24 protein-coding genes are annotated in these 23,942 nt (G+C 47.9%); 13 read left to right on the top strand and 11 right to left on the bottom strand.

Annotation, left to right across the window (positions count from 1 at the left end):
* Nucleotides 1-230: 230 nt before the first annotated feature.
* Entirely contained in the window at nt 231-1,700 is a 1,470-nt protein-coding gene (locus tag PCH01S_RS18660) for an MFS transporter (protein WP_053228751.1), read from the bottom strand.
* Nucleotides 1,701-1,871: 171 nt separating this feature from the next.
* Between PCH01S_RS18660 and PCH01S_RS18655 the strand changes: the two genes are divergently transcribed.
* From PCH01S_RS18655 to PCH01S_RS18630, 6 genes are all read left to right on the top strand, one after another.
* Nucleotides 1,872-2,456: a TetR/AcrR family transcriptional regulator gene (locus PCH01S_RS18655; RefSeq protein WP_042231709.1), complete on the top strand. Its 585-nt coding sequence runs from the start codon at nt 1,872-1,874 to the stop codon at nt 2,454-2,456.
* Between the two features lie 201 nt (nt 2,457-2,657).
* Nucleotides 2,658-3,353, top strand: a complete 696-nt coding sequence (locus PCH01S_RS18650) for a response regulator transcription factor (protein WP_042231708.1) — start codon at nt 2,658-2,660, stop codon at nt 3,351-3,353.
* Nucleotides 3,338-4,447, top strand: coding sequence for a HAMP domain-containing sensor histidine kinase (locus tag PCH01S_RS18645; RefSeq protein ID WP_042231705.1), 1,110 nt, complete (start codon nt 3,338-3,340; stop codon nt 4,445-4,447). Before PCH01S_RS18650 ends, PCH01S_RS18645 begins: the two co-directional genes overlap by 16 nt.
* Nucleotides 4,448-4,494: 47 nt before the next feature.
* Nucleotides 4,495-5,958, top strand: a complete 1,464-nt coding sequence (locus tag PCH01S_RS18640; protein ID WP_042231704.1) for a serine hydrolase domain-containing protein — start codon at nt 4,495-4,497, stop codon at nt 5,956-5,958.
* 310 nt (nt 5,959-6,268) lie between these two features.
* Nucleotides 6,269-6,652, top strand: coding sequence for an ArsR/SmtB family transcription factor (locus tag PCH01S_RS18635; RefSeq protein WP_042231701.1), 384 nt, complete (start codon nt 6,269-6,271; stop codon nt 6,650-6,652).
* Nucleotides 6,649-7,512, top strand: coding sequence for an aldo/keto reductase (locus tag PCH01S_RS18630; protein ID WP_042231698.1), 864 nt, complete (start codon nt 6,649-6,651; stop codon nt 7,510-7,512). The genes PCH01S_RS18635 and PCH01S_RS18630 overlap by 4 nt, the downstream gene beginning before the upstream one ends.
* Nucleotides 7,513-7,624: 112 nt before the next feature.
* Here PCH01S_RS18630 and PCH01S_RS18625 read toward each other — a convergent pair whose 3' ends face one another.
* From PCH01S_RS18625 to PCH01S_RS18585, 9 genes are all read right to left on the bottom strand, one after another.
* Complete coding sequence (locus PCH01S_RS18625; protein ID WP_042231697.1) at nt 7,625-8,662, bottom strand: HAAS signaling domain-containing protein; 1,038 nt, start codon at nt 8,660-8,662, stop codon at nt 7,625-7,627.
* Nucleotides 8,649-9,014, bottom strand: a complete 366-nt coding sequence (locus PCH01S_RS18620) for a PadR family transcriptional regulator (protein ID WP_042231694.1) — start codon at nt 9,012-9,014, stop codon at nt 8,649-8,651. The genes PCH01S_RS18625 and PCH01S_RS18620 overlap by 14 nt, the downstream gene beginning before the upstream one ends.
* A gap of 361 nt (nt 9,015-9,375) precedes the next feature.
* Nucleotides 9,376-10,800, bottom strand: coding sequence for a sensor histidine kinase (locus PCH01S_RS18615; protein WP_042231691.1), 1,425 nt, complete (start codon nt 10,798-10,800; stop codon nt 9,376-9,378).
* Nucleotides 10,793-11,494, bottom strand: coding sequence for a response regulator transcription factor (locus PCH01S_RS18610; RefSeq protein WP_042231687.1), 702 nt, complete (start codon nt 11,492-11,494; stop codon nt 10,793-10,795). The genes PCH01S_RS18615 and PCH01S_RS18610 overlap by 8 nt, the downstream gene beginning before the upstream one ends.
* Nucleotides 11,491-12,099, bottom strand: coding sequence for a DedA family protein (locus PCH01S_RS18605; RefSeq protein WP_042231684.1), 609 nt, complete (start codon nt 12,097-12,099; stop codon nt 11,491-11,493). Before PCH01S_RS18605 ends, PCH01S_RS18610 begins: the two co-directional genes overlap by 4 nt.
* A gap of 68 nt (nt 12,100-12,167) precedes the next feature.
* Nucleotides 12,168-12,620, bottom strand: coding sequence for a class I SAM-dependent methyltransferase (locus PCH01S_RS18600; RefSeq protein ID WP_241688771.1), 453 nt, complete (start codon nt 12,618-12,620; stop codon nt 12,168-12,170).
* A gap of 438 nt (nt 12,621-13,058) precedes the next feature.
* Nucleotides 13,059-13,808: an SDR family NAD(P)-dependent oxidoreductase gene (locus PCH01S_RS18595; RefSeq protein ID WP_084706640.1), complete on the bottom strand. Its 750-nt coding sequence runs from the start codon at nt 13,806-13,808 to the stop codon at nt 13,059-13,061.
* A gap of 25 nt (nt 13,809-13,833) precedes the next feature.
* Nucleotides 13,834-14,796, bottom strand: coding sequence for a helix-turn-helix transcriptional regulator (locus PCH01S_RS18590; protein WP_042231675.1), 963 nt, complete (start codon nt 14,794-14,796; stop codon nt 13,834-13,836).
* A gap of 46 nt (nt 14,797-14,842) precedes the next feature.
* Nucleotides 14,843-16,363: an MDR family MFS transporter gene (locus PCH01S_RS18585; RefSeq protein WP_042231672.1), complete on the bottom strand. Its 1,521-nt coding sequence runs from the start codon at nt 16,361-16,363 to the stop codon at nt 14,843-14,845.
* A gap of 208 nt (nt 16,364-16,571) precedes the next feature.
* Between PCH01S_RS18585 and PCH01S_RS18580 the strand changes: the two genes are divergently transcribed.
* The 4 genes from PCH01S_RS18580 to PCH01S_RS18565 all read left to right on the top strand — a co-directional run bounded on the left by PCH01S_RS18580 (nt 16,572) and on the right by PCH01S_RS18565 (nt 20,024).
* Nucleotides 16,572-17,768, top strand: a complete 1,197-nt coding sequence (locus tag PCH01S_RS18580) for a macrolide family glycosyltransferase (protein WP_042231670.1) — start codon at nt 16,572-16,574, stop codon at nt 17,766-17,768.
* 265 nt (nt 17,769-18,033) lie between these two features.
* Complete coding sequence (locus PCH01S_RS18575) at nt 18,034-18,498, top strand: hypothetical protein (protein WP_042231668.1); 465 nt, start codon at nt 18,034-18,036, stop codon at nt 18,496-18,498.
* Nucleotides 18,499-18,626: 128 nt separating this feature from the next.
* Entirely contained in the window at nt 18,627-19,325 is a 699-nt protein-coding gene (locus tag PCH01S_RS18570; RefSeq protein ID WP_042231663.1) for a hypothetical protein, read from the top strand.
* 87 nt (nt 19,326-19,412) lie between these two features.
* Complete coding sequence (locus PCH01S_RS18565) at nt 19,413-20,024, top strand: DUF4304 domain-containing protein (RefSeq protein WP_042231659.1); 612 nt, start codon at nt 19,413-19,415, stop codon at nt 20,022-20,024.
* Nucleotides 20,025-20,250: 226 nt separating this feature from the next.
* Here the strand turns inward: PCH01S_RS18565 and trpB are convergent, their stop codons facing one another.
* A complete protein-coding gene (gene trpB / locus PCH01S_RS18560) occupies nt 20,251-21,414 on the bottom strand; it encodes a tryptophan synthase subunit beta (protein WP_042231657.1) in 1,164 nt (387 codons plus the stop codon).
* A 226-nt stretch (nt 21,415-21,640) separates the two neighbouring features.
* Between trpB and PCH01S_RS18555 the strand changes: the two genes are divergently transcribed.
* From PCH01S_RS18555 to PCH01S_RS18545, 3 genes are all read left to right on the top strand, one after another.
* Nucleotides 21,641-22,585, top strand: a complete 945-nt coding sequence (locus PCH01S_RS18555) for a hypothetical protein (protein WP_042231654.1) — start codon at nt 21,641-21,643, stop codon at nt 22,583-22,585.
* A 412-nt stretch (nt 22,586-22,997) separates the two neighbouring features.
* Nucleotides 22,998-23,147, top strand: a complete 150-nt coding sequence (locus tag PCH01S_RS30930) for a hypothetical protein (protein WP_042231652.1) — start codon at nt 22,998-23,000, stop codon at nt 23,145-23,147.
* Nucleotides 23,148-23,172: 25 nt separating this feature from the next.
* Nucleotides 23,173-23,928: a MerR family transcriptional regulator gene (locus PCH01S_RS18545; protein ID WP_042231651.1), complete on the top strand. Its 756-nt coding sequence runs from the start codon at nt 23,173-23,175 to the stop codon at nt 23,926-23,928.
* Nucleotides 23,929-23,942: the final 14 nt, after the last annotated feature.

Raw genomic sequence — 23,942 nt, 5'->3', positions numbered from 1 at the left:
AAGCATTTAACCATGAAAATCCTAAAAGTCTGCACCCAAGACATGTGGAATCGGCCATATTGATGGTTCGAAATTGAGATGTGGCACTCTACTATACACAGGACGATAAATGCCCAAAAACCAAAAGACATCCGCTCTGAAATTCAAAGCGGATGTCTTTTTTGTAATCTCCATTAGCGACGGATGGCAAGATGAAGCAAGTTCTTCAGTGCCTCGTTGCGCGGAGGGCTTCATTTCTGGGCTCCGTTTCGCCCCGCCAGCATCAATGCCAGCGGCAGGATGAGCACAGTGACGGCGGCCAGCACATTTAGGCAAATGTTAAACGCGTCGGGATAGGCGGATACCGAGCCGGTATGGGCTTCAAGAGCGCTGAGCCAAACGATGCCGATCAGGGCGATTCCGATCGTAGAGGCGATCTGTATGCTGGTTGTCATGACACCGGATGCGGAGCCGATGTCCGTTGTGCGGATTTTCGCCAAAACGATATTCGTCAGTGGCGCGGCGACTAAGCCTTGACCGATGCCGAGCACAGCTAGAGCCGGGATCCACACGCCGATATCGAATGAAATTCCGGTCGTTCGGACCGCCCAGCTAAGCAGCAGGTAACCGGCTGTCGTCAAGATGGAACCGACGGTCAGCACATGGGCTCCAAGCTTCGCAGTGACTCGGGAAGAGAACAGCGATGCGAGGAAGTAGCCTATTCCCATCGATCCGATTACAAGGCCTGCTTGCAGAGCCGAGAAATGAAGTCCAAGCTGAAGCATGTAGGCGGAGACAAGGAAGAAGGCGCCCTGTGTCGACATCAACAGCAGCACGACGAGAATGCCGGACGTGAAAACCTTATGTCTGAAGAGATCGACATTCATAAATGGGAGCCGGTCGCGGCGCAGCAGTCGCCGTTCGTACCAGGCGAACAAAACCAACACAGGAGCCGACAAGAGCAAACTGACGACGAGGCCGGCGGGCCATCCTTGACGCTGTCCCTGCACGAGCGGATAGACGAGCATCAGCAAGCCGGCCGCGGCGAGTGCGGCTCCAATCCAATCCAGTCGGGCACGATCCGGCGAGCCGGATTCCGGAATAAACGGAATCAGGGCTAAGATGAGAGCCCCGAGCAGGACGCTGATCAGGAATACCGCTCTCCAATCCAGATCCCACAAATTCATACGGAGAAGCAGCCCGCCGATTATCTGCCCGGCCGTCGCCGCGATTCCCTGGGTCGCTCCATACATGCCGAAGATCGCACCCCGACGTTCCGGAGGATAATTGGCTTGAATGAGGGATAAGATCTGTGGCATAAACAGAGCGGCGCCGACGCCTTGCACAACGCGCGACGCAATGAGCAGAGTGACGTGGGCAGATACGCCGCATAACAGAGAAGCGATCGTGAATAAGGCCACCCCGATGAACAGCATTCTCCGGCGTCCAAACCGATCGCCCAGCCGGGCGCCGATAATCAGCAGAACGGCGAACGTAAGCGTATACCCGGTAAGCATGAATTGTACATCGGCGAAGCTGGCCCCGAGCCCTTTCTGGATCGAAGGCGTGGCTACGTTCACGATGAACGCGTTCGACACGGCCATAAATACTGGCAAAAGCAGAGCCGGCAGCATCAGACGCGATCTGCGTCCGTCTCCTTTGGAGACGGGATCGCGAGTCCGCACGACCTGGGCGGAAGCGTCCGAAAGTGTATTGGGCATAGAATGTTCCCCTTTCTCACTACTCGCTCGATTGACAGGAGGCGAGAGGATTTCATATAATGGAGTAGACAGGTCTGTCTCTTTACGATGAAAATAATACAGACAGATCTGTCTCATGTCAACACACTTTTTTCCAAACCTTTTCCAAAACTATAGAGACGGGGGTCGAATATGCAAAAAGAATCGGCTAGAGATCGTATACTTCGGGTCGCCTCCGAATTGTTTTACATGGAGGGAATACGGGCGGTCGGCATCGATCGGATTATCAAGGAGTCCGGCGTTGCCAAGGCAAGCTTTTATCGAAGTTTCGCGACGAAAGATGATCTGGCGGTTGCTTATCTCGAATCTAGGGATGAACTAAAAGTAGAAAAACTGGAAAGACTGAGGCAGCTGCATCCGAACTCCCCTAAGGAACAGCTCGACACCCTCATTCGCGATGTGACCGAACAGATGGGAATGCCGGATTACCGGGGGTGTCCGTTCTTGAACGCGGCGGTCGAATTCCCGGATCCGGATCACCCCGCCCACATCAAATTGCTGGGCATTCAGAGGAGTTTCTGGTCTCGGGTTCTAGAGCTTGCAAGGGAAGGCGGGGCACGAGAGCCTGAGGAGCTGACTGCGCAGCTGAGAATGTTGTATGACGGATTCGTCATGAAGAGCTACTTGGATAGGTCCGAGTTTGATCCGGAGTATTTTCGGAATGCTGCGGAGCTGCTCTTGGAGAAGCAGCTCGCTCCGGACAACCATCGCGGGTAACGGACGATCTTCATTTCGCGGGAGGCAATATTACGCTCGGATATATGTACAGCCTGAAGAGGACCGGGGGCAGCGCCTCCGGTTTTTCTTGAATAAATGTTTTCGCCGATAGACTCGTTAAGCTGAACCGTATCACAACTAGAACGGAATTTTATCCTTACCCCATTTCGGGGAGGATGGGTACTGGGGGGAAATGATTCAATGGAAAAGCACCGCAGGCATACAACTAAGATTCTGATTGTAGACGACGAACCCGATCTCCGCAAGCTGCTCACGGATTACCTTGAAATAAACGGGTATGTTGTGATGGCCGCCCAAAACAGTCATGAGGCGATTCGGCAAATTGAAGAGCATCCGGATCTAATTTTGCTTGACATAAACATGCCGGAGATGGATGGTCTTGAACTATGCAGAAAAATCAGGAACTTTATATCCTGCCCTATTTTATTTTTAACCGCCCGTGTGGAGGATACGGATAAAATATCGGGTTTTCGTGCGGGCGGAGACGATTATATTCAAAAACCGTTCAGTATTCATGAATTAGGCGCAAGGATAGAGGCGCACCTGCGCCGGGAAATACGAAGTCAGCATAAAACGTCCGTCAAATTTAGCGAAGATTTGGTGATTGATTATTCAGCCCGTGCACTTTACTTCCGCGACGAACGAATTCCCTTGGCCAAAAAAGAGTTTGATATTATAGAGTTGTTGTCTACACATCCAGGCATGGTGTTCGACAAAGAACGTATTTTCGAGAAAGTATGGGGAATTGATGATGAGGGAGACAGCGCCGTAATCGTAGAACACGTTAGAAAAATTCGTTACAAATTGAAAGAGCATGGCTGCGATGATAGGATCGAGACGGTCTGGGGAGTAGGTTACAGATGGCGAAAATCATGAATTGGCTGCAGTTGAAGCGGATGAGTTTGCTTCAGTCCTTCATCTTTTTAGGCTGTCTTATGCTGATCGCGGTTTTAGCCGTTATTGTAGTGGAGTTTCAATGGGCTGAAAGCTTACGACAGCGTTATGCTGCGCATTCAGAAGCAAACGACTGGATACTACCCTCGTTAATAGCGTTGGTCCTGTTAACCGTTGCAGTCGGTATTGTTCTAATGGCCAGCCTTTTTTACCGTTGGAAACTAAGAAAACCGCTAGATATCTTGATGAAAGCATCTGAAAAAATTTCTTCGGACGATCTGGGATTTCGAATTTCGTATGACGGTAAGGATGAGATGGGCGAACTATGCCGTGCATTTGAAATCATGCGCGGACAACTCGAGAAGAACTATACAACATTATGGCGGTCGATTGAGGAACGCAAGCAACTGAACGCTATTTTTGCACATGACTTAAGAACGCCTCTGTCTGTCCTGAAAGGAAATTTCGAGTTTCTAAGCACCTATCTACCCCAAAACAAAATATCCGAGGAAAAGCTCCTGGACATGATTCAGACCATGAGTGTACATATTGTACGACTTGAAAAGTACACGGAAGCGATGAGTTCCATTCAGAAGATGGAGGACATGCCGATACACAGTCACTCGATTGAAATGGATCAGCTCATCGCTCTGCTTAATGAGAGCGCACGCCAAATAATTGGGCAATATGGCAGGACCTTCAACACGTCTATTGCTTCAGATTCTCAAAGCATATCTGTTGATACCCATCTGGTGCTGCAAGTCTTTGAGAATATTACGGCGAACGCAGCACGCTTTGCTTCCGGACTTGTCCGTATTCATTATTGCGTCAAAATGGGTTATCTCTCCATTACGGTTTTGGACGACGGCACCGGTTTTTCGGAAGCGGATCTTCACAAGGCGATGCTGCCTTTTTATCGCGGAGAGGTTTCGAATGCAAATGAACACCACGGAATGGGACTGTATACTTGCAAAATCCTGTGCGAAAAGCATGAGGGGAATCTGCAAATAGATAATGGTCCCAGCGGCGGCGGGCAAGTAACGGCCAGTTTTTTGACGGGGTTGATAAATAGTTGATAATTATCGATTAGCATTTCCTTATCAAGTGATGAGGGGTGCTAAACATGTTCATCGTATTTAAGAAAATGGGGTTGAGCTTGCTCTGCTTTTTGTTGTCAGCAGTTTCCTTTATGGCTGAACCGGCATCAGCCGCTGAAGTCCAAAACAAGGCTGAAATCCAGCAGAAGATTAATAACTACGTAACAAAAAACATGAAAGCGAATCATATTAAGGGTGCGGCCTTGGCGATCGCCAATAACGATGAGGTTTTCTATGCGCAAGGATTCGGTGAACTATCCGATGGCCGCGTGATAGGCGGTACAACCCCTTTCCCTATTGCTTCGTTAAGTAAATCATTTACGGCGCTGGCTGTTTTGCAATTGGTGGAGAAAGGATTAATTGATCTTGACGCGCCTTACGTATCCTACTTTCCTGATCTGTCGCCCAAGGACAAACGTGTTCGCGATATTACGATCCGGAACTTACTCAATCAGACAAGCGGTTTAAACGATAAAGTGAATCCTGACATGACAAAATTCCCTCAATATCAGTCCTTGCAAGAAATTAACCGGTCGTTGGATGCGGTTAGGCTTGCTCATGATCCCGGAACAGCTTATAGCTATTACAATCCGAATTACGAATATTTGGCTCTACTTGTGGAGCGAATAAGCGGACAGAATTTCTCCGATTACCTAGCAAATCAAATATTAAAGCCTTTGGGCATGAGTCAAACCGTGAATATCAGTTCTACTCAGCAAATTAATGATAACCCGGCTATTCCTCGGGGGCATTACCTCGTACTTGGCCGCCCTGTAAGCCAAGATGAACCGTCATGGTTTGTTGAAGGTCCTGCCGGTATCGTCTCCACTGCCGAAGATATGGCTAAATGGATGCTTGCCCAATACAGCGGCCGTCTTCTTTCCCCGGAGCTTATGGAACTGTATCATGAAGCAGGACAGATGAGTTCGTATGGAATGGGTTGGCTTGCCGGCGCTGATGAACAAGAGGGACGGACGATTTCCCATAGCGGTATTTTCTGGACGTATAAGTCGGAAGAGATAATCTACTTGGATCAGCAGATGGGCATTACGATGATGTTTAATTCGGGATTAAATATGTTTGTCGACTATGCGGCTTTTACCGACGGGATCGTAAAGATTATTCATGGGCAAGATCCGGATGCTTCTATTCTTAACAGCAGCAACTTGGAGATCGTGATGATTCTTTTGATCATTGCGACGATTTTCTGGGGAGTATCCGGACTTATTCGTTTAATGAGAAGTAATAAAAGCATCACGGCCGCAAAATTAATCATCTCAACAATTGGAAGAATAATTCCCGTTTTTATTCTCTTGTTTTTGTCGCCAATAGCTACCTTTATTGGCGGCGGGCGAGTATTGCCTTGGTTTGGACTATGGACCACCATGTCCTCTCTAATTTTATGGCTTGCCGTATTATCGCTCATAAATATAGCGCATTTGGCATGCCGGTTCAGATTGTATTACCTCTCGAAGAAGAAAGGCAGTTAAAATAGATGAACGGTTCTAAAGGCCATCCTTTTGGATGGTCTTTAAAATTGCCTTTGCAAACAGCGCGGGGAGCCGTATCCTAATGACGGCTAAATTTTTGGACGAAAAGAGCGTAGTGGCCTACCGAAATTTGCTGTGAAGATGACTTTATAGGGCGGTTTGAGGCTTTTTTATTTATTTCGTATCACTTATGGAAAAAAAAGGTTCTTTATTTTCTTTCCCGAAATGCCGCCTAGTTCGAGATCGTGGTACATTAGATCCGTAAAAAGAATTAAACGATTAAACAAATAAACGAAAGGAGGGGACCTCCGTGGATCAGGAGCGCGCGGCCGCTATCGCCATCGAATTTAAGAACAATCAGAAGGTGTTGAACGCGATCGGAGACGAAACCCGACAAGCCATTCTCATGGCCTTGATTCAAGGGACGCAAAACCCCGGCATGCGCGTAGGGGAGATCAGGGTAAAAACCCACCTATCCCGGCCGGCCGTATCGCATCATCTGAAAATTTTGAAAGAGGCGCAGATTATAAGCGTTCGTAAAGAAGGGACCCTTAACTATTATCGCCTGGACTCCGCAAGTAATCTGAAGTTGTTGAAAAACCTGGTGAATGAAATCGAGAAGGCGCTTGCGCCATGTGAAGAACAAGCATCGGATCAACGAACCCGATTAACAGGGAGGGGAGACCGCGAATGAATCAGACAGTCGAAGCGGCAAACGGGGTCAACATTCCGCGACTCGGATTCGGCCTATATAAGATCAAAAGCGGGGAAGACTTCGAGAGGGCGGTCGAAGAGGCAATTCGAACCGGGTATCGCCATTTCGATACAGCGAAAATTTACGGCAATGAAGGGGCGCTAGGTCGAGTTATCCCAAAAAGCGGTATTCCTCGGGAGGAGTTCTTCATTACCTCCAAAGCGTGGACAACTGATCTCGGGTATCATACGACAAGAAAGGCATTCGAGCAGACTTGTCGGAGGCTGAACGTAACGTATCTCGATATGTATTTGATTCATTTCGCCGGCCCTCATTACGTGGAAGCCTGGAAGGCCATGGAGGAGCTGTACGACGAAGGCAGGATCAAAGTCATAGGTGTAGCGAATTTCGAGATCCGGCATCTGGAGAACCTCAAGAAGAATTCCCGGATTTCGCCGCTGGTGAATCAGGTAGAGACCCATCCCCAATTTCCACAGCGCGAATTGCATGATTATATGGTTCGTCATCGGATTCTGCATGAGGCCTGGGGTCCGTTGGGGCAGGGGAACGAAGCGCTGCTGAAGCATCCGGAGCTGTCCGCAATCGCCCATCGTCATCGCAAGTCGGTCGCCCAAGTCATTTTGCGCTGGCACCTGGAGCGCGGGATTATTGTTATCCCCAAATCGTCGAATCCTCAAAGGATAAAAGAGAATAGCGAAATATTCGACTTTGAGCTGAACGAGGAGGAAATGGAAAGAATCCGGCGGTTGGATACGGGCAAGAGATATTCCGTAAGCCCGACAGGGTACATGGTCAACCCGACTTACGTGAAGTTAATGAAGCTATTCATTTGTCGATAGTGCCGTATAAAAAAAACTGACCTTATGAGGTCAGTCGGATTGTCGAAAATTTGCCGGGCCCCCTTCTTATCCGGCTACAATCGGAAAAATGGGGGCCTAGCAACCCGAGCCGCTACACAAGAGGCTTTTTTTGCGGGATTGGAGAGGACGATGATTTTGCCCGGTACCAGGCAAGGGACTCTCTTATGATATTGAGGAGTGCAAACAACACGATGGCGTTTATGAGCCATTCGCTCACCCTGGGCCAGGTCGATACTAGGGTTTTGAAGTTATCTCCTTCGGCGGGCATAAGGTTCGAGGCGGTCAAATCCCGGATGAAATGGGGATTCCATAGAGTTTGATCCGAAAGCATGATGCACACAAGCATCGTTGTAATAATCGTCATTACGATATGGAAAGCCAGCAGCTTGCTCGATCTATAACGCACGATAATTCGGACGATTTGCTTCGTAATGGAAAGGGCGGCAACGATCCACAGAAGCGGCCAATAGTGTCGGAATACATCGTTGTCCAGGTACGGAACGCTCGTGAACACGCCATCGCGGTTTCTCCAAATCCCGAGCAGATCGGTCAAATAGAGACAGATCATCATGACTGCAATGGTAAAAAAGATGCTTAAGATTGGCCTGATCCTATTGATTTTCAACTTTGCATCCGGAATCAACGGCAAATCGGAGGGCCTCCACGTTTTATTCCTGCTGCCGTTACCGGCGCGCTGCCTATACTCCATCCAAGCGAATACAACGGTGACCCAAGCGAATCCTTGCGCAGCACCCGTAACTAGGGAGGCCAGGTAGCTTGTAACCGGGTCTAGCTTCCCCGAATGTGAGAGGAATGTATCGATGATGAAAACCGCGGTTAGTCCTATGACAATCGAGGCCAGCACAATCTTTAGCGTAGTCAAGTAAGCGTCAATCAGCATCGGACCGATCAAGTAACGCTCGTACCCGCGATACTTCGCGGCCAGCTCATTCGGAGGGCCCAGCTCAAGCAGCACGCTTTCGACATCCTCTTTAGATGCTGGACCGGTCGTCATGCGCTCCTCCAGCATATCTTCAATCAGGCTTTGCAATTCCCGTTTAATATCCTCTCTTTGCTGCTCAGGCAGACGCTGCGTCACCGCATAAATATAACGGTCAATTACTTCCATGCTGCTCTCCTCCTCCAAGATCAGTCAAAATGCCTTCCATGTTGGCGACTAGCTTGCGCCACTCTTGGAACAGCCCCTCATATACTTTCTTCCCGAAAGGGCTGAGCAAATAGTATTTACGGGGACGCGATTCATTTGTATCCCATGTGCTTTCGAGCAGCCCTTGTTTTTCCAGTCTGCGAAGCAAGGGGTACAAGGTGCCGGGATCGACGGCGATTCCTTTTTCCTCCAATAAGGGTACGAGAGAATAGCCATACCGGGGTTCGGACAATTGACTGAGCACGCCAATGACAATCGTGCCTCGCCGCAGCTCGCTTAATAAACCCGTTATCGTTTCATTTACATCCGCCATATGATCAGCTCCTGGAAAATATTATACTGTGTGACACACACTATTGTAAATGGTACAATATAATTGATTTCACTTGATCCTAATATCCGGGATTTGGACGTTCCCATAAACTCGAAAAAGGAGATGCCATTCGTAATGGCATCTCCTTTTCTATGCGGATCGTTCATGATCTGAACATGTTACAAAACCGGCTTGAAGGATAACAGGGGAGTCTCCCGAAATAAGCGCATAAATAGTCACAATCCTATAAACAAACCGTCACAATATGCGGATCTGTATGAAGCCGGGATGTTAGGCGCTGCTGCCCATGATTTTTATGTGATACTATGGACCCTATTCGAAAATAAATACAAGGCCATCTTCAATAAATACGGAGTGGAATTCGAATAAAAAATTCATAGTACGATCCGGTTCGCCGCAGCCAGATATCTCCTTCATGGAGCTGCACGATGCTCTGGGCAATCGAAAGGCCAAGACCCGACCCGTGCGGCATCCGGTGATCGTTCCTCGATTCGTCGGCTTTATAGAATCGGTCGAACAGCCTTTTTTCCTGCTCAGGCGTAATGGCTAAGCCGTTATTGGCGATAGACAGTACGGCCCATGGGTGCTCCGCATTCAGTACGATATCGATGCTGCCCGGTTTTACGCTGAATTTGAGCGCATTGGTTAACAAGTTATCGACGGCCCGGACGACTTTGTCTGCGTCGATAACTACCTCCACTTTCCGGTCGGGCAGCGTACTGTTCACTCTGACCTGATGCTGCTCAGCGAGCGGAAGGAATTCCATGATGATCTGATGCAGCATCCCCACCAGATCCACCCGGCTTTTGTCCAGAGTTACCTGATCGCTTGTAAGCCGTGTGTACTCGAATAAATCGTCAATTAATTTTTTAAGCTGGTTGGATTTGTTCAGCGCACTATGGACGTAATTCTTCAGCGCGCCGCCTGTCTCCGGATGTTCGATCAGGACGGTTAAATAGCCGATAATACTCGTCAGAGGAGTCCTCAAGTCATGAGAGATGTTCGTTATAAGCTCGCTCTTGGCTTGCTCGGTCAGCCGCTCTTTGGCGATCATCTCCTCTAGCTGTCCCGCCATCTCGTTGATGCTTGCGGTGAGGGTCCCGAGCTCATCCTTGCTTTTGACCGGCAGTCTTATGGACAGCTTGCCCTCGGCAATTTGCTGAACTCCTCTGCTCATGGTCCGGATTTCTTTCATTTTGCTGAAGGTGAACCAATAAAACAGCAGCAGGAATAACAGCAAAAACACAAGTGAGCTGTACAGACGAGGATTCTCATATATATAACCTTGTTCTGCAAAGAGCGGCCCCGACACGACAAGAAACAGCTTCTGACCCTGATATTGGATAGGTGTAATTGCCGTATACATCTTGCCGGGCTCAGGCTGATTCTCCGTCTCTCTCTGCTCATAGATAATTTGGTATAAATCGATCTTATCCTCTGTAACCGATGGGGAATGATAGACGATAGTCCCTTGCATATCGGAAAGCAGAATGCGCAGCCGGCTGGCCTCGCTCTCGCGCTTTAGCAGCGGATCGATCCCCTCCGGACCGGAGAGGACGGGTATCTGCCGCTCCATGTCGCTCAAGAGTTGTTTGACGTTCTGTTTGCTTGTTTCAAAACTGGTGAAATAGACCTTGCGCGATTCCCGCGTCACATAGTCGAAGAGCAGGCTCAAAATCGTCGTGAGTACGAGGGCCGCCCCGAAAGCCAGCATTAGCTTTACCTGCAGACTTTTGATCCAATCCGGTCTTTTGAGCCTAGTCAATTTTATAACCTACTCCCCAGACGGTTTTAATATATTTGGGCTCCCGGGGATTGTCTTTGAGTTTTTCACGGAGATTCCGGATATGCACCATCACCGTTTTGTCGGATTGCAGCGCGGGGTCCTTCCAGATCGTTTCGTAAATTTTGTCCACGCTGAATACGTGCCCCCGGTGAGTCGCGAGCAGCTCCAGAATATCGAACTCCAGCGGGGTAAGAGAGATGTCCTTTCCTTGGATCGTTACCTGGTGGCGAGGGATATTCAGGACCAAATCCCCAATGCTGAGCTCTAGCGGCTGCCGCTTATCCTGCGTCTCGCTCATCCGGACTCGCCGCAGCTGCGATTTGACCCGGGCGACAAGCTCCAGAGGGTTGAACGGCTTGGATAAATAATCGTCCGCTCCGCTCGTTAAGCCTAATATTTTGTCGATGTCTTCGTTCTTGGCGGAGAGCATAATAATGGGGGTATTCCGGGTTTGCCGAATTTGCATGCAGGCCTGGATCCCGTCGAGCCTCGGCATCATCACATCCAAAATGATCAGATCGAACTCCTTCTTCCGAAGCAGCTCCAAGCCTGCGGCCCCGTCCTCGGCTTCCATGACCTCGTAGCCTTCATTTTTGAGGAAAATCTGGACAATGTCGCGAATTTCCGGCTCATCGTCAATGATTAGTACGGAGGCCCCTTTCCCGTTCTTCATTCGGAACACACCTTCTTCTTTTTACGAATCGCTTGGATAATGACGGCACCGATCATGAGAATAACGGCCGCGGCCAGCCCATAATACCCGTATTTATACACATTATTTCCTATCCGTTCGATGTTGCTTCCAAAAAAATAACCGATAATAAAATAAATCGTCGTCCACAGCAGCCCGGTCGAGTAGGATATCAGCGCGTATTTAGGGAACGGCATTTTATTGACTCCCGCCAAGTAAGGCAGAACATGACGAACTACCGGAAAACAGTAGCTGATCGCCAGCGCGAACGACCCGTATTTCTCAAGCAGCCGGTCGGATTTTTGAATGTAGGGCGCGATCTTTTTCTTCTTGCGCAGACGCTCGACGACGAGCGGCCCCATCACCCTGCCTAAAATATAACCTAATGATAACCCGGACACTACTCCCAGGTAGGTGATCATATAAGCCGGAACCGGCTGCAGCAAGTGCAGCGAACCGACCATTCCCCCGGTCATGACAACCACTTCATCAGGTATAGGCATCCCGACTATGCCCAGCCATAACGAGAAAAAGAGCGCGAAATAACCGAAGTGATGAATGGCATCGAGTATGGAATCTATGCTCACGATGTCTCCCCCAATTCTAATTTAATCACGAACAAAAGAAAAACAGGAAATGGTTAAGCCCATGGCATTTATTTGCATGTATAGACGAAGGCCGGAGGGATGTTCCACGGAACAAGCGAGATGCTTACCTCATCGAACGCAGCCTCCAGCATGGTTTTCATCTGCAGCGAATATTGGAAGGTGATGAACAAACCGTCTTCCCTTAACGTCTCGCGAACTTGCCGGATGATCTTCTCCCGCTCCGCTTGCGAAAAGTTGGCGAAAGGCAGCCCGGAGACGATACAATCCACTCGGTCCGCCCCGATGCTGCTCAAGCTGTCCTTAAGCTCCAGCGCGTTGGAGAACATATGGAATCCGCAGAACTCCCGCTTGAGTAATTCTCTCATCTCCTCTTCCTTCTCAAAGACGGCGACTTGGCAATCCGGACGAACGAGGTCATAAATCATTTGGGTGAATACCCCTGTTCCGGCTCCCAGTTCGACTAACGTGTGCACATGATTCCAGGGTATAGGCTCCAGCATTTTTTGCGTCAATCTGTTTGAGCTTGGGACAATACTCCCGACGTCGTGGGGATTTTGGATAAATTTTTTAAGGAAACGCCATCTATCGGTGATCTTGGTTTTTGTAAAGGTGTTAGCCAACATCGTTCATTTCAGCTCCTTAAATGTACTTTATCGATTACTTGCCTTATCGTACCGAAAAGTTATTAGCATTTACGTCCGTAAACAATAAAGATTTTCTTAAGATCTATTGAAAAAAAGACATGCCCCTACTTCAAGGACATGTCTTCGCCAGGCGAATTTGCCGCCATATACCATACAAAAAAGGAGCCTTAAAAGGCTCCCATGTGAGGCAGTTGCATCATGGTGTCGGTATCGTATCGGGTGTTTATGCAGGTCCCGCCTGAAGCAAGCCGAGATTAACGGCTTCCCGCAGAGTTTCAGATGGTGTGGAGAGACTCACTCCATGATAAGTCCGCCGGTAACGGGCGTGTATGTTCCCGTCAGGAATCGCGCGCCGTCTCCGGCGAGAAAAGAAATAACCTCCGCCACATCTTCCGGCTCGGCAATCCGGCCCAGTGGGGTGAAGCTGCCTATCACGCGAGCCTCTTCCTCCGAGATCATAAAAGTCTCGTCGGTTCTAACGAAGCCGGGAGCGACGACATTTGCCGAGATCCCGTAAGGGCCGAATTCTTGTGCAATATATCGCGCAAACGTATCGAGCCCGCCCTTCGCCGTACCGAATGCGATATATTGAGGGGTAGGGTCTTTGCCATCCGTGCTGGACAGATAGATGATCCGGCCGAATTGCTGTGCCATCATCGTCGGGATAACTGCCTTCGTCGGCTCGAATGCAGCCTTCAATTCATCGGTCAGCTGCCGTTCGAACGACTCCCAAGTGAGCTCGGCAAAGGTCGCGGCTGTAGCGCCCTTACTCGCATTGCATACGAGAACATCAATACGCCCGAATGCGTGCTTCACGGCTTCCACGAGCTGTTCCATTTGTCCCGCACTGCGGGCATCCCCCGGAATCGACACGGCCTCGCCGCCACCCGCAACAATCTCGGACACGACGGATTCGGCGGTCAACTCATTTCCGAAGTCGTTGACAACAATCTTCGCTCCCTGTTTAGCCAATTGAATGCACGTCGCTCTCCCGATCCCCAGGGCGCCCCCGGTAACAATCGCTACTTTTCCGTCTAAGGACATCTTGGGCAAACCTCCCTCTCTGAACTTATTTCGTATCCGACACGCCATACTGTCCGGCAATATCCAGAGCAGTCTGCCTCACTTTTGCGGCAATAGAAGCGGGCTCAAGCACAATAACATCCGTCATATAATGAAATAGAGTACGGATCAGCCAACGTTCACTCGGGTAGGTCATTCGCACAATAAGCTGTCCATCCGGCAACCGTTCAATATCCTTTTCATCAAAATGGTCCATCACGGACACGGCAGCCGATGCTTTAAATTGAAGAACAACTGCAATCGCCTCATTCGCCTCGTGTATCTCAGGTTTCTTCCACCTGTCATTCAACTGCGCAAGCGACTCCGCTCGACGAATGAAGGTGCCGGCTTGTATATCCAGTTCCCGAATACGCGTCAGCTTGAAGATGCGATAATCGCCGCGCAAGCGACAATACCCGTGAAGGTACCACGCGTAGTTCTTGAGCACAAGCGCCATCGGCTCTACCTCGCGCTTTTGTTCATCGCCCGTTCTGCTCGTGTATCTGAATCGGATGAGCTTCCGATCATTCACGGCTTGGCGAAGCGAATTATACCGGCTTTGGTCCTCTTCGCTATTTTTCCAAGGGGTAAAATCTATATGAATACGGTCTCCTTCTCCTGCCCGGCCCTGCTCGGCTTGCGCCACCATTGCGCCAACTTTGCTGAGGAGGAGATCCATATTCGAGCGATCGTAGGCCTTCGTAGACTCAAGACCGCGAAGCGCAGTGGAGAGGGCGGTCAGCTCATCGAAGGACAGCAGCTGCCGGTCCAGCCGGAAGCTGTCCATAATCTCATAACCGCCTTCCATGCCGGTATAGGAGACGATGGGAATGCCGGCTTGACCGAGCGAATCGAGATCGCGATAAATGGTGCGCAGAGACACTTCAAGCTGGTCCGCCAATTCCTGCGCTTGTACCCGTTTTCGATTGAGCAGTAAAATCGTAATGGTCATTAACCGTTCAAGCTTCATTGTCATCTCTCCTAAGTCGGCCTGCTGCAGCTTGCCGATAGATGAATTAGTGTGCGGTAGCGAATTCTTCGCCTTCGGCAGCCGGATCCATTTTATCCTTCGTCATCAGGAATGCCGCAATCAGCGCCAAAACGGCGGGAATGAGGCTCCAGGCAAAGGTTGCTCCGATGGAGCCCGACAGCCCGGCGGTAATGGTATCAAGAAGCTGAGGATCGACGGATTGTCGAAACGCCGGATTCAGCAGCGAATGGGGATCGCTTAAGTTCAAGTCACCCGGGACCGCGATGTCGCCCTTGCCAAGCGACTCGGTGAGCTTCGAGAGCAAGCTGTGGCTTTGTACCATCCCGAAAATGGTAATGCCTAGCGCCATGCCGAGCGAACGATTGAAATTCAAAGTCGAGCTTGCCGCCCCGCGCTGCGCCGCAGGGAACGAATGAAGCACAGAAGTGCTTAATACCGAGAAGGAAGCGCCGATCCCGAGACCGATCAGAATCATAATTCCTGTAATCGCAAGTCGAGAAGATTCTACCGTAATTTGTGAGAGGAGGGCAAGGCCTGTCAGCAGCATCGCCAGCGTTCCTATCATGATTGTCCGGTATTGCAGTTTCGTCATCAGAAATCCGCCAAGCGTCGCGGTGACAACCGAACCCACCATCATCGGCAATAAGGTCAACCCCGAATTGGAGGCGGAACCGCCAAGCACGCCCTGCACGTAGATCGGAATAAAAATCGCCGCTGTCATGTATGCCGCTCCGCTGAGCATAGCGACCAGATTGCTCGTCGTGTACAGTCTGCTGCGGAACAAGCCGAACGAGATGATCGGTTCCGCGGCTTTTTTCTCGACCATGACAAGCAAGAAAGCAAGAACCGCGAATCCGGCGAACAACCCGATAATTTGCGGGGAATCCCAGGCATATGTTTTGCCGCCCAGCTCAAGCCCGAAAATAAAGCAGACGACAGTCCCTACGAGAAGAATAGAACCCGCCCAATCGATTTTTTGCTGCGAATGCTCTGCCGATTCTTTGTAGAACAAGGCAACCATCAGCAAGGCAATGAAGCCCAGCGGCAGATTGATGTAGAAAATCCACGACCAATTGAGGTGATCGGTGATGTACCCGCCGAGCAGCGGACCAACCACACTGGACAAACCGAACACTGCTCCGAATGCCCCCATCATTTTCCCGCGATCCTTGGGTGACACGACATCGAACAAAATCGTGAACGCAATGGATACCATCGCCCCGGCTCCGACCCCTTGCACGGCCCGATAGATACTTAACTCTACGATGGATTGCGCTATTCCGCACAACGCGGAACCGATCATAAACACGATGATCCCAAAGATGAAAAAACGTTTGCGCCCATACATATCGGACAGCTTACCGAAGATCGGCATGCAGGCCATTTCTGTAACCATATACGCTGTGGTGACCCAGACGAACTTGTCGAGTCCTCCCATCTCTCCGACGATCGTGCCGATCGCCGTGGATACAATCGTGTTGTCCATGGACGCCATCAGTATTGCAAGCAGCAGTCCTCCAACGATTGCGGACAGTTTGTTTCTCATACACTCCCATTCCTTTCATGTACCTGAATTGATTGCTGAACAATCATCTGAGATCATCATAAGCTACCCTTGTTGACATCTGTATGTCAGGGAAGAAAAGTTTTGAGATTTCCAAAAAATTGTAATATGATAGACCTGTTTCCATTATTTTCACAGAAGTCGTTGCTCTTACACGATTTAGAGAACCGTAACCTAAGGAGTGATAGAAATGGCGCGGGTTTTATTTATTAATGCCGGCTCAGAGGGACATATTAATCCGACGATTGGCGTTGTCCAGGAGCTTGTTTCGCGTGGAGAAGAGGTGGTGTACTTCTGTATTGGGGCTTACCGGGACCGAATGGAGAAGGCGGGGGCTTCGGTACGAACTATTGACGATCAACAATTTATAGAAGCCTTTACTTCCGGTGGAAAAGACTATGTACTCGAAAGAGCTATCGGTCTTTTGCTTACGGCGGATGTAGTCATCCCGACCGTCCTCGAGCAGATCCGAGGAGAGCATTTTGATTACATGATCCATGATTCCATGTTCGGATGCGGGCGTATGCTCGCTCAGATTCTTAAGCTTCCCGCCATCAGTTCTTGTACTTCTTTTGCGCATATCGAAGAAACGTTCGATGCCCTCCTGGAACCGCCTCCCGTAAAAACCCCCGAAGAAATCGTTGAACGGTTTCAAAGCCTGACGAAAACGGTGGGCGAAAAATACGGTGTAGAGGTCCGTACTCCTTATGAGGTGTTTTGTAATCCGGCTCCGTTTACCATCGTATATACAACAAGGGACTTTCAAACGAATGAGGAGAAATTCGATCAAACGTATAAATTTGTCGGTCCGTCCCTCTCGTCGCGGCCAGCTCAAAAGAATTTCGACCTCACCGCAATCAAAGGGAAAGATCCGATTTACATTTCATTGGGCACCGTTTTTAACCAGGCGATTGATTTCTATAAGCTTTGTTTCGAGGCGTTCGGGAACACGGAGCATACGATTGTCATGTCTGTAGGAAATAACACCCTAATTTCCGATTTAGGGGAGATACCTGATAATTTCATCGTCAAAAATTACGTTCCGCAAACGGAAGTTTTGCAGCACACGAAGTTATTTGTCACACATGGCGGAATGAACAGTACCCATGAGGGTCTTTATAACGGGGTTCCACTCGTTGTCATTCCTCAAAATGCCGATCAGCCGATGGTTGCGGGGCAAGTCGCCAAAATCGGAGCAGGCCTTGCCCTACAAATGCAAGGGTTGACTGCCCATCAACTGCGTGAAGCCGTCGATCAAGTGCTAAGTCTCCCATCTTTCCAAAAAGCCGTTGCACATATCGGCGAATCTTTTCGAAAATCAGGCGGATATCGTCAAGCCGTGGATGAGATTTTCGAATTTAAAAATCAATCTCCTATTTACCAATGAGTTTGATCCGATGGCAAGTCATGCAACTAAGCTTCCCCGATTAATTTCGGCGGGAGCTTATTTTTTTGCGACAGCATAATTAACTAACGGTGAGTCTATCTCATTGTTGTTTTGTCGCTGAGGCCCATACGAACTGAACCTCGCTATATCAGGTACAACCGGGTTAATTTATGTTAGTGATGTGCAGGTCTATGAGGACAGCGCGGTGAACCTTATCATAACGGCAAATTTTTTTGGAAATAATGAGATCAAAGGAGAGATTTAAATGTCGTATATCGTTGATTTTAAAGATGTGTCCACGGTTGGTTTAGAGTCTTCACCTGTAGCGGAAGCGCTAGCCGGATTACGTGCCAATGAAGCCCGTTATTTTATGAACAAATACAAGCATGAATTTACGGTTGTACCCGCCGGCGAAAGTCAGGAGAACCTCGATTATGTGAACCGGATTTTGAAAGAAGAACGTGATCTTGCGTTTGCGGCCAAGCCTTTGGAAACGTCGCGTTTTCAAGTGGAAAATATCCTATTTACCTACGTCTTTTATGAGGACGGGCTTGCGCTCAATGTCATGTACACGGTAGATAATCCTAAGAAGCGGGCCGTCGGTTTTAAGCTTTCCGAGGGGATGGAAGTACCGCAGGAGTTGGAAGGGAAGTTTAAGTTTGCCAGGCAGAAGTCTAAACTAGCCGGAACCATCCGGGGTTCGTTTTTTGTAATTAAAGGAGAATATTAAGGTAAGCCAAAGCTCAATTGGAGGAATCCGGCACGGAAATCCTTATCATAAGTGACGGTGTAAAGTCATTTCCAAGGAAGCGATACAAGTAAATCGTGTAGAAGTAAAGTTAGATTGGAGGAATTACCATGCTGCTGAAAGATACAGATCAAATGGACGATCTTAAGGAGTTTCTAATCGACTGGTATGGAAAGCACGAAAGCTCCTACGGTGTGCCAGTGGGCGAGCTTCCAGCCTATCTTCCAAAGGCGCTGCATGAATTGTATGCGTTTGCAGGTCGATGGAAAGATGGTTCGGACGATCACCTGGAGAACTCTCCAGAGATATTTCAACGGCAGGATTGTCTCTATTCGGTGGAGCGAGTGAAGAGGGACGGGGATAAGATTACGTTTCTTGAGGAAAATCAAGCAAACTGGACTTGCCAGGTGGAGGCAGGCAACAACAATTCTCCTGTCTATTGCGACGAACGTTTGCTTTGGGATGACCATGCAGAGGGACATACCATCGTAAATGTCTCTCTATATCATTTTCTGAAAAGTTTTTGTTTACAGGAGGTTGTTTTTGGCTGCAAATACCTTTATATAGTAGAAGGAAAATTAGATCCTATACAGATGTTGTTTGATAAGCCGATTGAAGATGTGTGGCTTAATGGGTACTATATTAGCCTCAAAGAAGAGGGACCTACTCATGCCTTTTACCGATGTGGGGACGTGCTGGTTATGGAGCGCTACGGTGACTTTTGGTTAGGGTCTAACAGTGATTTGCCTGCAGTTTTGAATGATGAGGTCCTATCTTCAATCAAACTGAGAAAGATTAAACCTGATTGAACTGGTTGCAAAAGGTCGTATGTCCACTGTGGTTATAGGTGTCTCTTACGAAAGCATCAGGAATAGCAATTTTACCTGGGAGGGATTGTGTTGCAGCAGCTCTTTAAAGATCTGATTAAGCAGGATGTAAAGCCGTTTCTTTCTAAGCATGGCTTCGCGAAGAAGGGTTTGAATTTCAGTAAAACAACAGAAGGCCTCATCTACCTATTCAATTTTCAAAAATCCTCTGGAAATTCGGCGGACAATGTCATGTTTTATGTGAACTGCGGTATTTATGCGGCGGAGTTAGCGCAGATCCAATCGAAAGAGATTTTGACGGCGCCCCAGGAAACGGAGTGTCACTTCAGAGCAAGAATCGGGGAAATTGCCCGGGCTGTTCCGGATCGATTCGCAATCACACCCGATACGAATAGGGATGATCTGAGAAAAACGCTGCTAAGCGGATTGGAAGAAGTTATTCATTTCTATGAAACGATGACCAGTGCCAGATCCATTGTGGATTATTACATTTCGGGTCCATTTTTGCATCTGGGCGAAGAGAGCTTTCATTTGTTGTTGAAGTCCAACGATGCAGCAACGGCTAAACATTATTTGAAGGCTTTACATGAAAAATACGGAGCAGAAAATCGATGGACGATATTCGAAAATAAATACAAGGCCATCTTCAATACATATGGAGTGGAATTTGATAAGCTATAAGCTCAGACATTATTATTGCGGTACCTTTATCTCAAAAAGCTGTCCCTAAATGTTGAGGCTGCGATGCTAAGTTTGCAAATGGGTGCTTACAATAAGAACTCGATACATGTGGAGTTCTAGTATGGATGGTTCGCAAAGAATAGATCTTGCTCATCATTTATGCCGAAAAAAAGAAAGCAGCCTGCATAGTTTACTGCAGCAGCTGCCTTCTTTGGCATATCGGCAATTATTTTTTCAGCATATGGAATACTTGTTCGACGTCCTTGTCTCCGCGCCCGGACAAATTAATGATAATAATTTGATCCTTGCTCATCGTTGGCGCGAGTTTCTTAGCGTAGGCTACCGCATGCGCGCTTTCGAGCGCAGGGATAATCCCTTCCGTACGGGACAACTCTTGGAATGCCGCTAATACTTCCTCATTGCTAATTGTCACGTATTCAGCACGCCCAGTTACCTTCAGATGGCTGTGCTCCGGTCCGATTCCAGGGTAATCAAGGCCTGCGGCAATCGAATATGTCGGCTTGGGATTCCCTTGCTCGTCAAGCAGCACTAAACATCTGAAGCCGTGGATCAGGCTTGGAACACCTTCAGTTAGCGTTGCCGCTTGATCCGGCTCTACGCCGATTAACTGCACTGAAGGCTCGTCCAAATAGTGCGCGAAAGCGCCGATCGCATTGCTTCCTCCGCCGACGCAGGCAATTACCGCATCGGGAAGACGCCCCTCTTTCTCTAGGATTTGTCGTTTCGATTCCTCGCTGACGATGGATTGAAAGTGTTTGACCATCGTCGGGAAAGGATGCGGACCCACAGCTGAACCGAGTAAATAGAACGTGTTTTGGTAGTTTTGGACCAAATCGCTCAGTGCCTCGTCTACCGCGTCTTTTAATCGGCCTTGTCCTTTATTAACGGGTACGACAGTAGCCCCGAGCAGCTCCATCCGGAATACGTTTAAAGCTTGACGGCGCGTATCTTCCGCTCCCATGTAGATCACGCAGTCCATGTTAAACATGGCACATGCCGTCGCGGTTGCAACACCGTGCTGTCCTGCTCCGGTTTCGGCAATCACTCGTTTGGCGCCCATCCGTTTGGCAAGCAGAATTTGTCCGATCACGTTATTGATTTTGTGTGCACCGGTATGATTAAGATCTTCGCGTTTTAAGTAAATTTTAGCTCCGCCCCACGCATCCGTTAATTGTTTGACGTAGGTTAGCGGATTTTCACGACCCACATATTCTCTTAAATAGTATCGGAACTCTTCATTAAATTCGGGATCATCCTTGTACTTGTTGAATTGAGTGCTCAAATAATCCAGCACTTCCTGCAATTCCGGCGGTACAAAGCTGCCTCCGAACTCACCAAAGTATCCTTCTTTCAAGTGCTCTTGAATCATTGTGAAACCGCCTCCATTTAGCTGGATAATGACCAATTCGTTTCTATGCTATCATAGAAAGTGGCAAAAATCTTGTCAACCGTAAATAACTTTGAACAAAATTCGCACTATTTGTGATACGGAGAGCCGTATCACAAGTAACGGCAAGTTTTCGAGTGTTCTCCTTAAATAGAGTTCGAGAGAACGCATTGCATACACTCATACTGATCGCAAGAGGAGTGGTGAGATGGACTATAGCATCCTGGAAAGTGGTTTATCCATTATATCGCAGTGTAAGGAGCGGACTGGTGATATTTGGGAGGCGCATTTCGGAGCGGCAGCTATCGCAAGTTATTTTTTTGTTAAAGAAAATGTACTGTCTGCTAAGGCGGTAGCTCGAATTACGGAAGATTCCCACGCGATGTTGCGTAGCCGCACGTATATGCATATACCTCGTAACGCAGAAGAAACGGATGCCCAAGCCAAAGAACAGGCGATTCTAACTGCATTAGAGCCAACAATGGATGGACTCCATTGGGTCGGACACAATGTGATCTATGCCGCTCTCAGTTTGTGGGCTATTAAAGAACTCGGCCATTGGGGACGTAAGGATGATATTGAAGGCATCTCGAAGCTGATTGAATCATTCCATAAAACGATTCCCGGGAGGTCATGGCTAGGTTATTCGGTATCGGAAGTGAAGAAACTGGAAGTGTCGGAATGCGATTGTTTTCCTGAAATCCGAAATGCAGAACAGCTTTCTGATTTTATCTTAAACGAGTTGTCATCCTTTCGAGCCATTTACAAAGCGGAGGCTCATCACGATTTAATCGGACATATGCTCACTTTCTCTCAAGCATTAAATATCTTGCATGATCTTGGTCATACCGAACTTTTTTTGAAAGGTATCCCGTCCCTTCTAAAGCTGATTAAGGTTCTTCGAACGAGTCGGGATATAGACCCGAAGCATCCGCCCAAATTGCTCTCTCCAGTAGATCGATGGCCCCTTCAATTAGCGAATCGTTCAGAGTGGCTGCCAGTTGAGGATGAATATTGGCTAAGAGGCTTTCAACATTTGGATTGGGATTTCGGCCATACATTTAAATTCCCCTATAGTCTATATAACCACATGAACAGACTACCCAGACCTAACTCCAAAGCAGTGGAGAACTTCCGATACATCATTGGTTAATGAACAAACTTGCCGTTAAAGACAGCGCGGAGAACCGTATCACAAATAGTGGTAAAACCAAAGGTTAAGTTAAGAGTGGAAGCAGCAATGCTAGTCTGATAACCGCTTAGATTTATTGGGTTTATGAAGAAATAGCTTCTTGATATGACGGGGCTATGACCCAATTGAGGGACTTCATTTGGAGTAACATCTATCAGATGAGTTGAGAATAAGAGAAGCTTGCTTCCATTAGAGGTGGGAAGCAGGCTTCTCTTATTAATTCCCTGTCATTTGGCTAGATGTATTCGTCCCTTGATGACTTTCGCGATATTCACTATTTTCCTGAAATCACTCTTGTAAATAAACACTTGAAAGTGACGTTGCGTCATTTTGTATAATGAAGCCAATGGTAATGACAAGGGGGATATTAAAAATGAAACAAGGAGATATCATTATTTATGCATGTGTCATTATTGGGGCAGGGATTGGACTTATGCTTGATCAAGCTTTTCCTGGTGTATTAGTCGGTCTAGGATTAGGATATTTAATCAAAATGGGTTTATTTAAAGACAAAGAAAATTAAATTCAATCATTGGAGGTATCTGTGCTTGATTCACATAAAGGAAGTTGCGAAACAGACTAAAATTACGGTTAGAACGCTTAGGTACTACGATCAGATCGGATTACTAACAGTCTCTTCTAAAACCGAAGGGGGGCATCGTCTATATACAGAAGAGGATTTGAAGCGGCTACAGCAAATTCAATTTTTAAAAGGAATCGGTTGTGGCTTAAAAGATATTAAAGTTATGCTATCTGATCCTAAATGGAATTGGTCCATTAGTTTGAAGAGCCAACTGGTTTATATTATGGAAGAGCAAGATAAATTAAAGGGTATAGAGTCATCTCTGCGGGAATTGATAAATGGTATGGCAGTAGAAGGTGGAGATGATTATCTTGCATTACAGAAACTTATTCGGTTATCAACTACTAATAAATCAAGGTTACAGAGCTATAGAGAGAGCATGTTTAATGATATGGAACTTGAGCTTTTGAAAAGGGTTCCCAAAATGAGGGGAGAAGATCCTGATTCTCTGGAGTGGATTGCTCTGTTAGGTCAGATAAAAAGACATATGAAGAATGATCCTGCGTCATTAAGAGTGCAAAACATAGTAAGACGCATGCTGGAGAAGCAAATGGAAGATTTTAATGACGAAGAGGAGTTTATTAATAAATTATGGGATATCAGGAAGTCTCCAATGCAATCTGAGAAGCTTGGACTTTATCCGATCGAACAGGAAGTTCTTGATTTTATGGAGCGGGCATACGAAATCTACATTTCTTCCCTTCAAAAATCTACTACCTAGCAAGGAGGAGAATC

Source organism: Paenibacillus chitinolyticus NBRC 15660 (genome assembly GCF_000739915.1).
Taxonomy (GTDB): domain Bacteria; phylum Bacillota; class Bacilli; order Paenibacillales; family NBRC-103111; genus Paenibacillus_F; species Paenibacillus_F chitinolyticus.
This window is presented reverse-complemented; position numbering and strand designations above follow the sequence as displayed.

What these genes read in the sequence shown, in the direction of transcription:
- PCH01S_RS18620 (WP_042231694.1), bottom strand. Translation starts at nt 9,014, where the DNA reads ATGGCGGATGTAAATGAAACGATAACGGGTTTATTAAGCGAGCTGCGG.
- PCH01S_RS18630 (WP_042231698.1), top strand. Translation starts at nt 6,649, where the DNA reads ATGAATCAGACAGTCGAAGCGGCAAACGGGGTCAACATTCCGCGACTC.
- PCH01S_RS18590 (WP_042231675.1), bottom strand. Translation starts at nt 14,796, where the DNA reads ATGAAGCTTGAACGGTTAATGACCATTACGATTTTACTGCTCAATCGA.
- PCH01S_RS18580 (WP_042231670.1), top strand. Translation starts at nt 16,572, where the DNA reads ATGGCGCGGGTTTTATTTATTAATGCCGGCTCAGAGGGACATATTAAT.
- PCH01S_RS18660 (WP_053228751.1), bottom strand. Translation starts at nt 1,700, where the DNA reads ATGCCCAATACACTTTCGGACGCTTCCGCCCAGGTCGTGCGGACTCGC.
- PCH01S_RS18570 (WP_042231663.1), top strand. Translation starts at nt 18,627, where the DNA reads ATGCTGCTGAAAGATACAGATCAAATGGACGATCTTAAGGAGTTTCTA.
- PCH01S_RS18595 (WP_084706640.1), bottom strand. Translation starts at nt 13,808, where the DNA reads ATGTCCTTAGACGGAAAAGTAGCGATTGTTACCGGGGGCGCCCTGGGG.
- PCH01S_RS18555 (WP_042231654.1), top strand. Translation starts at nt 21,641, where the DNA reads ATGGACTATAGCATCCTGGAAAGTGGTTTATCCATTATATCGCAGTGT.
- PCH01S_RS18610 (WP_042231687.1), bottom strand. Translation starts at nt 11,494, where the DNA reads ATGAAGAACGGGAAAGGGGCCTCCGTACTAATCATTGACGATGAGCCG.
- PCH01S_RS18575 (WP_042231668.1), top strand. Translation starts at nt 18,034, where the DNA reads ATGTCGTATATCGTTGATTTTAAAGATGTGTCCACGGTTGGTTTAGAG.
- PCH01S_RS18645 (WP_042231705.1), top strand. Translation starts at nt 3,338, where the DNA reads ATGGCGAAAATCATGAATTGGCTGCAGTTGAAGCGGATGAGTTTGCTT.
- PCH01S_RS30930 (WP_042231652.1), top strand. Translation starts at nt 22,998, where the DNA reads ATGAAACAAGGAGATATCATTATTTATGCATGTGTCATTATTGGGGCA.
- PCH01S_RS18600 (WP_241688771.1), bottom strand. Translation starts at nt 12,620, where the DNA reads ATGCTGGAGCCTATACCCTGGAATCATGTGCACACGTTAGTCGAACTG.
- PCH01S_RS18585 (WP_042231672.1), bottom strand. Translation starts at nt 16,363, where the DNA reads ATGAGAAACAAACTGTCCGCAATCGTTGGAGGACTGCTGCTTGCAATA.
- PCH01S_RS18650 (WP_042231708.1), top strand. Translation starts at nt 2,658, where the DNA reads ATGGAAAAGCACCGCAGGCATACAACTAAGATTCTGATTGTAGACGAC.
- PCH01S_RS18655 (WP_042231709.1), top strand. Translation starts at nt 1,872, where the DNA reads ATGCAAAAAGAATCGGCTAGAGATCGTATACTTCGGGTCGCCTCCGAA.
- PCH01S_RS18625 (WP_042231697.1), bottom strand. Translation starts at nt 8,662, where the DNA reads ATGGAAGTAATTGACCGTTATATTTATGCGGTGACGCAGCGTCTGCCT.
- trpB (WP_042231657.1), bottom strand. Translation starts at nt 21,414, where the DNA reads ATGATTCAAGAGCACTTGAAAGAAGGATACTTTGGTGAGTTCGGAGGC.
- PCH01S_RS18640 (WP_042231704.1), top strand. Translation starts at nt 4,495, where the DNA reads ATGTTCATCGTATTTAAGAAAATGGGGTTGAGCTTGCTCTGCTTTTTG.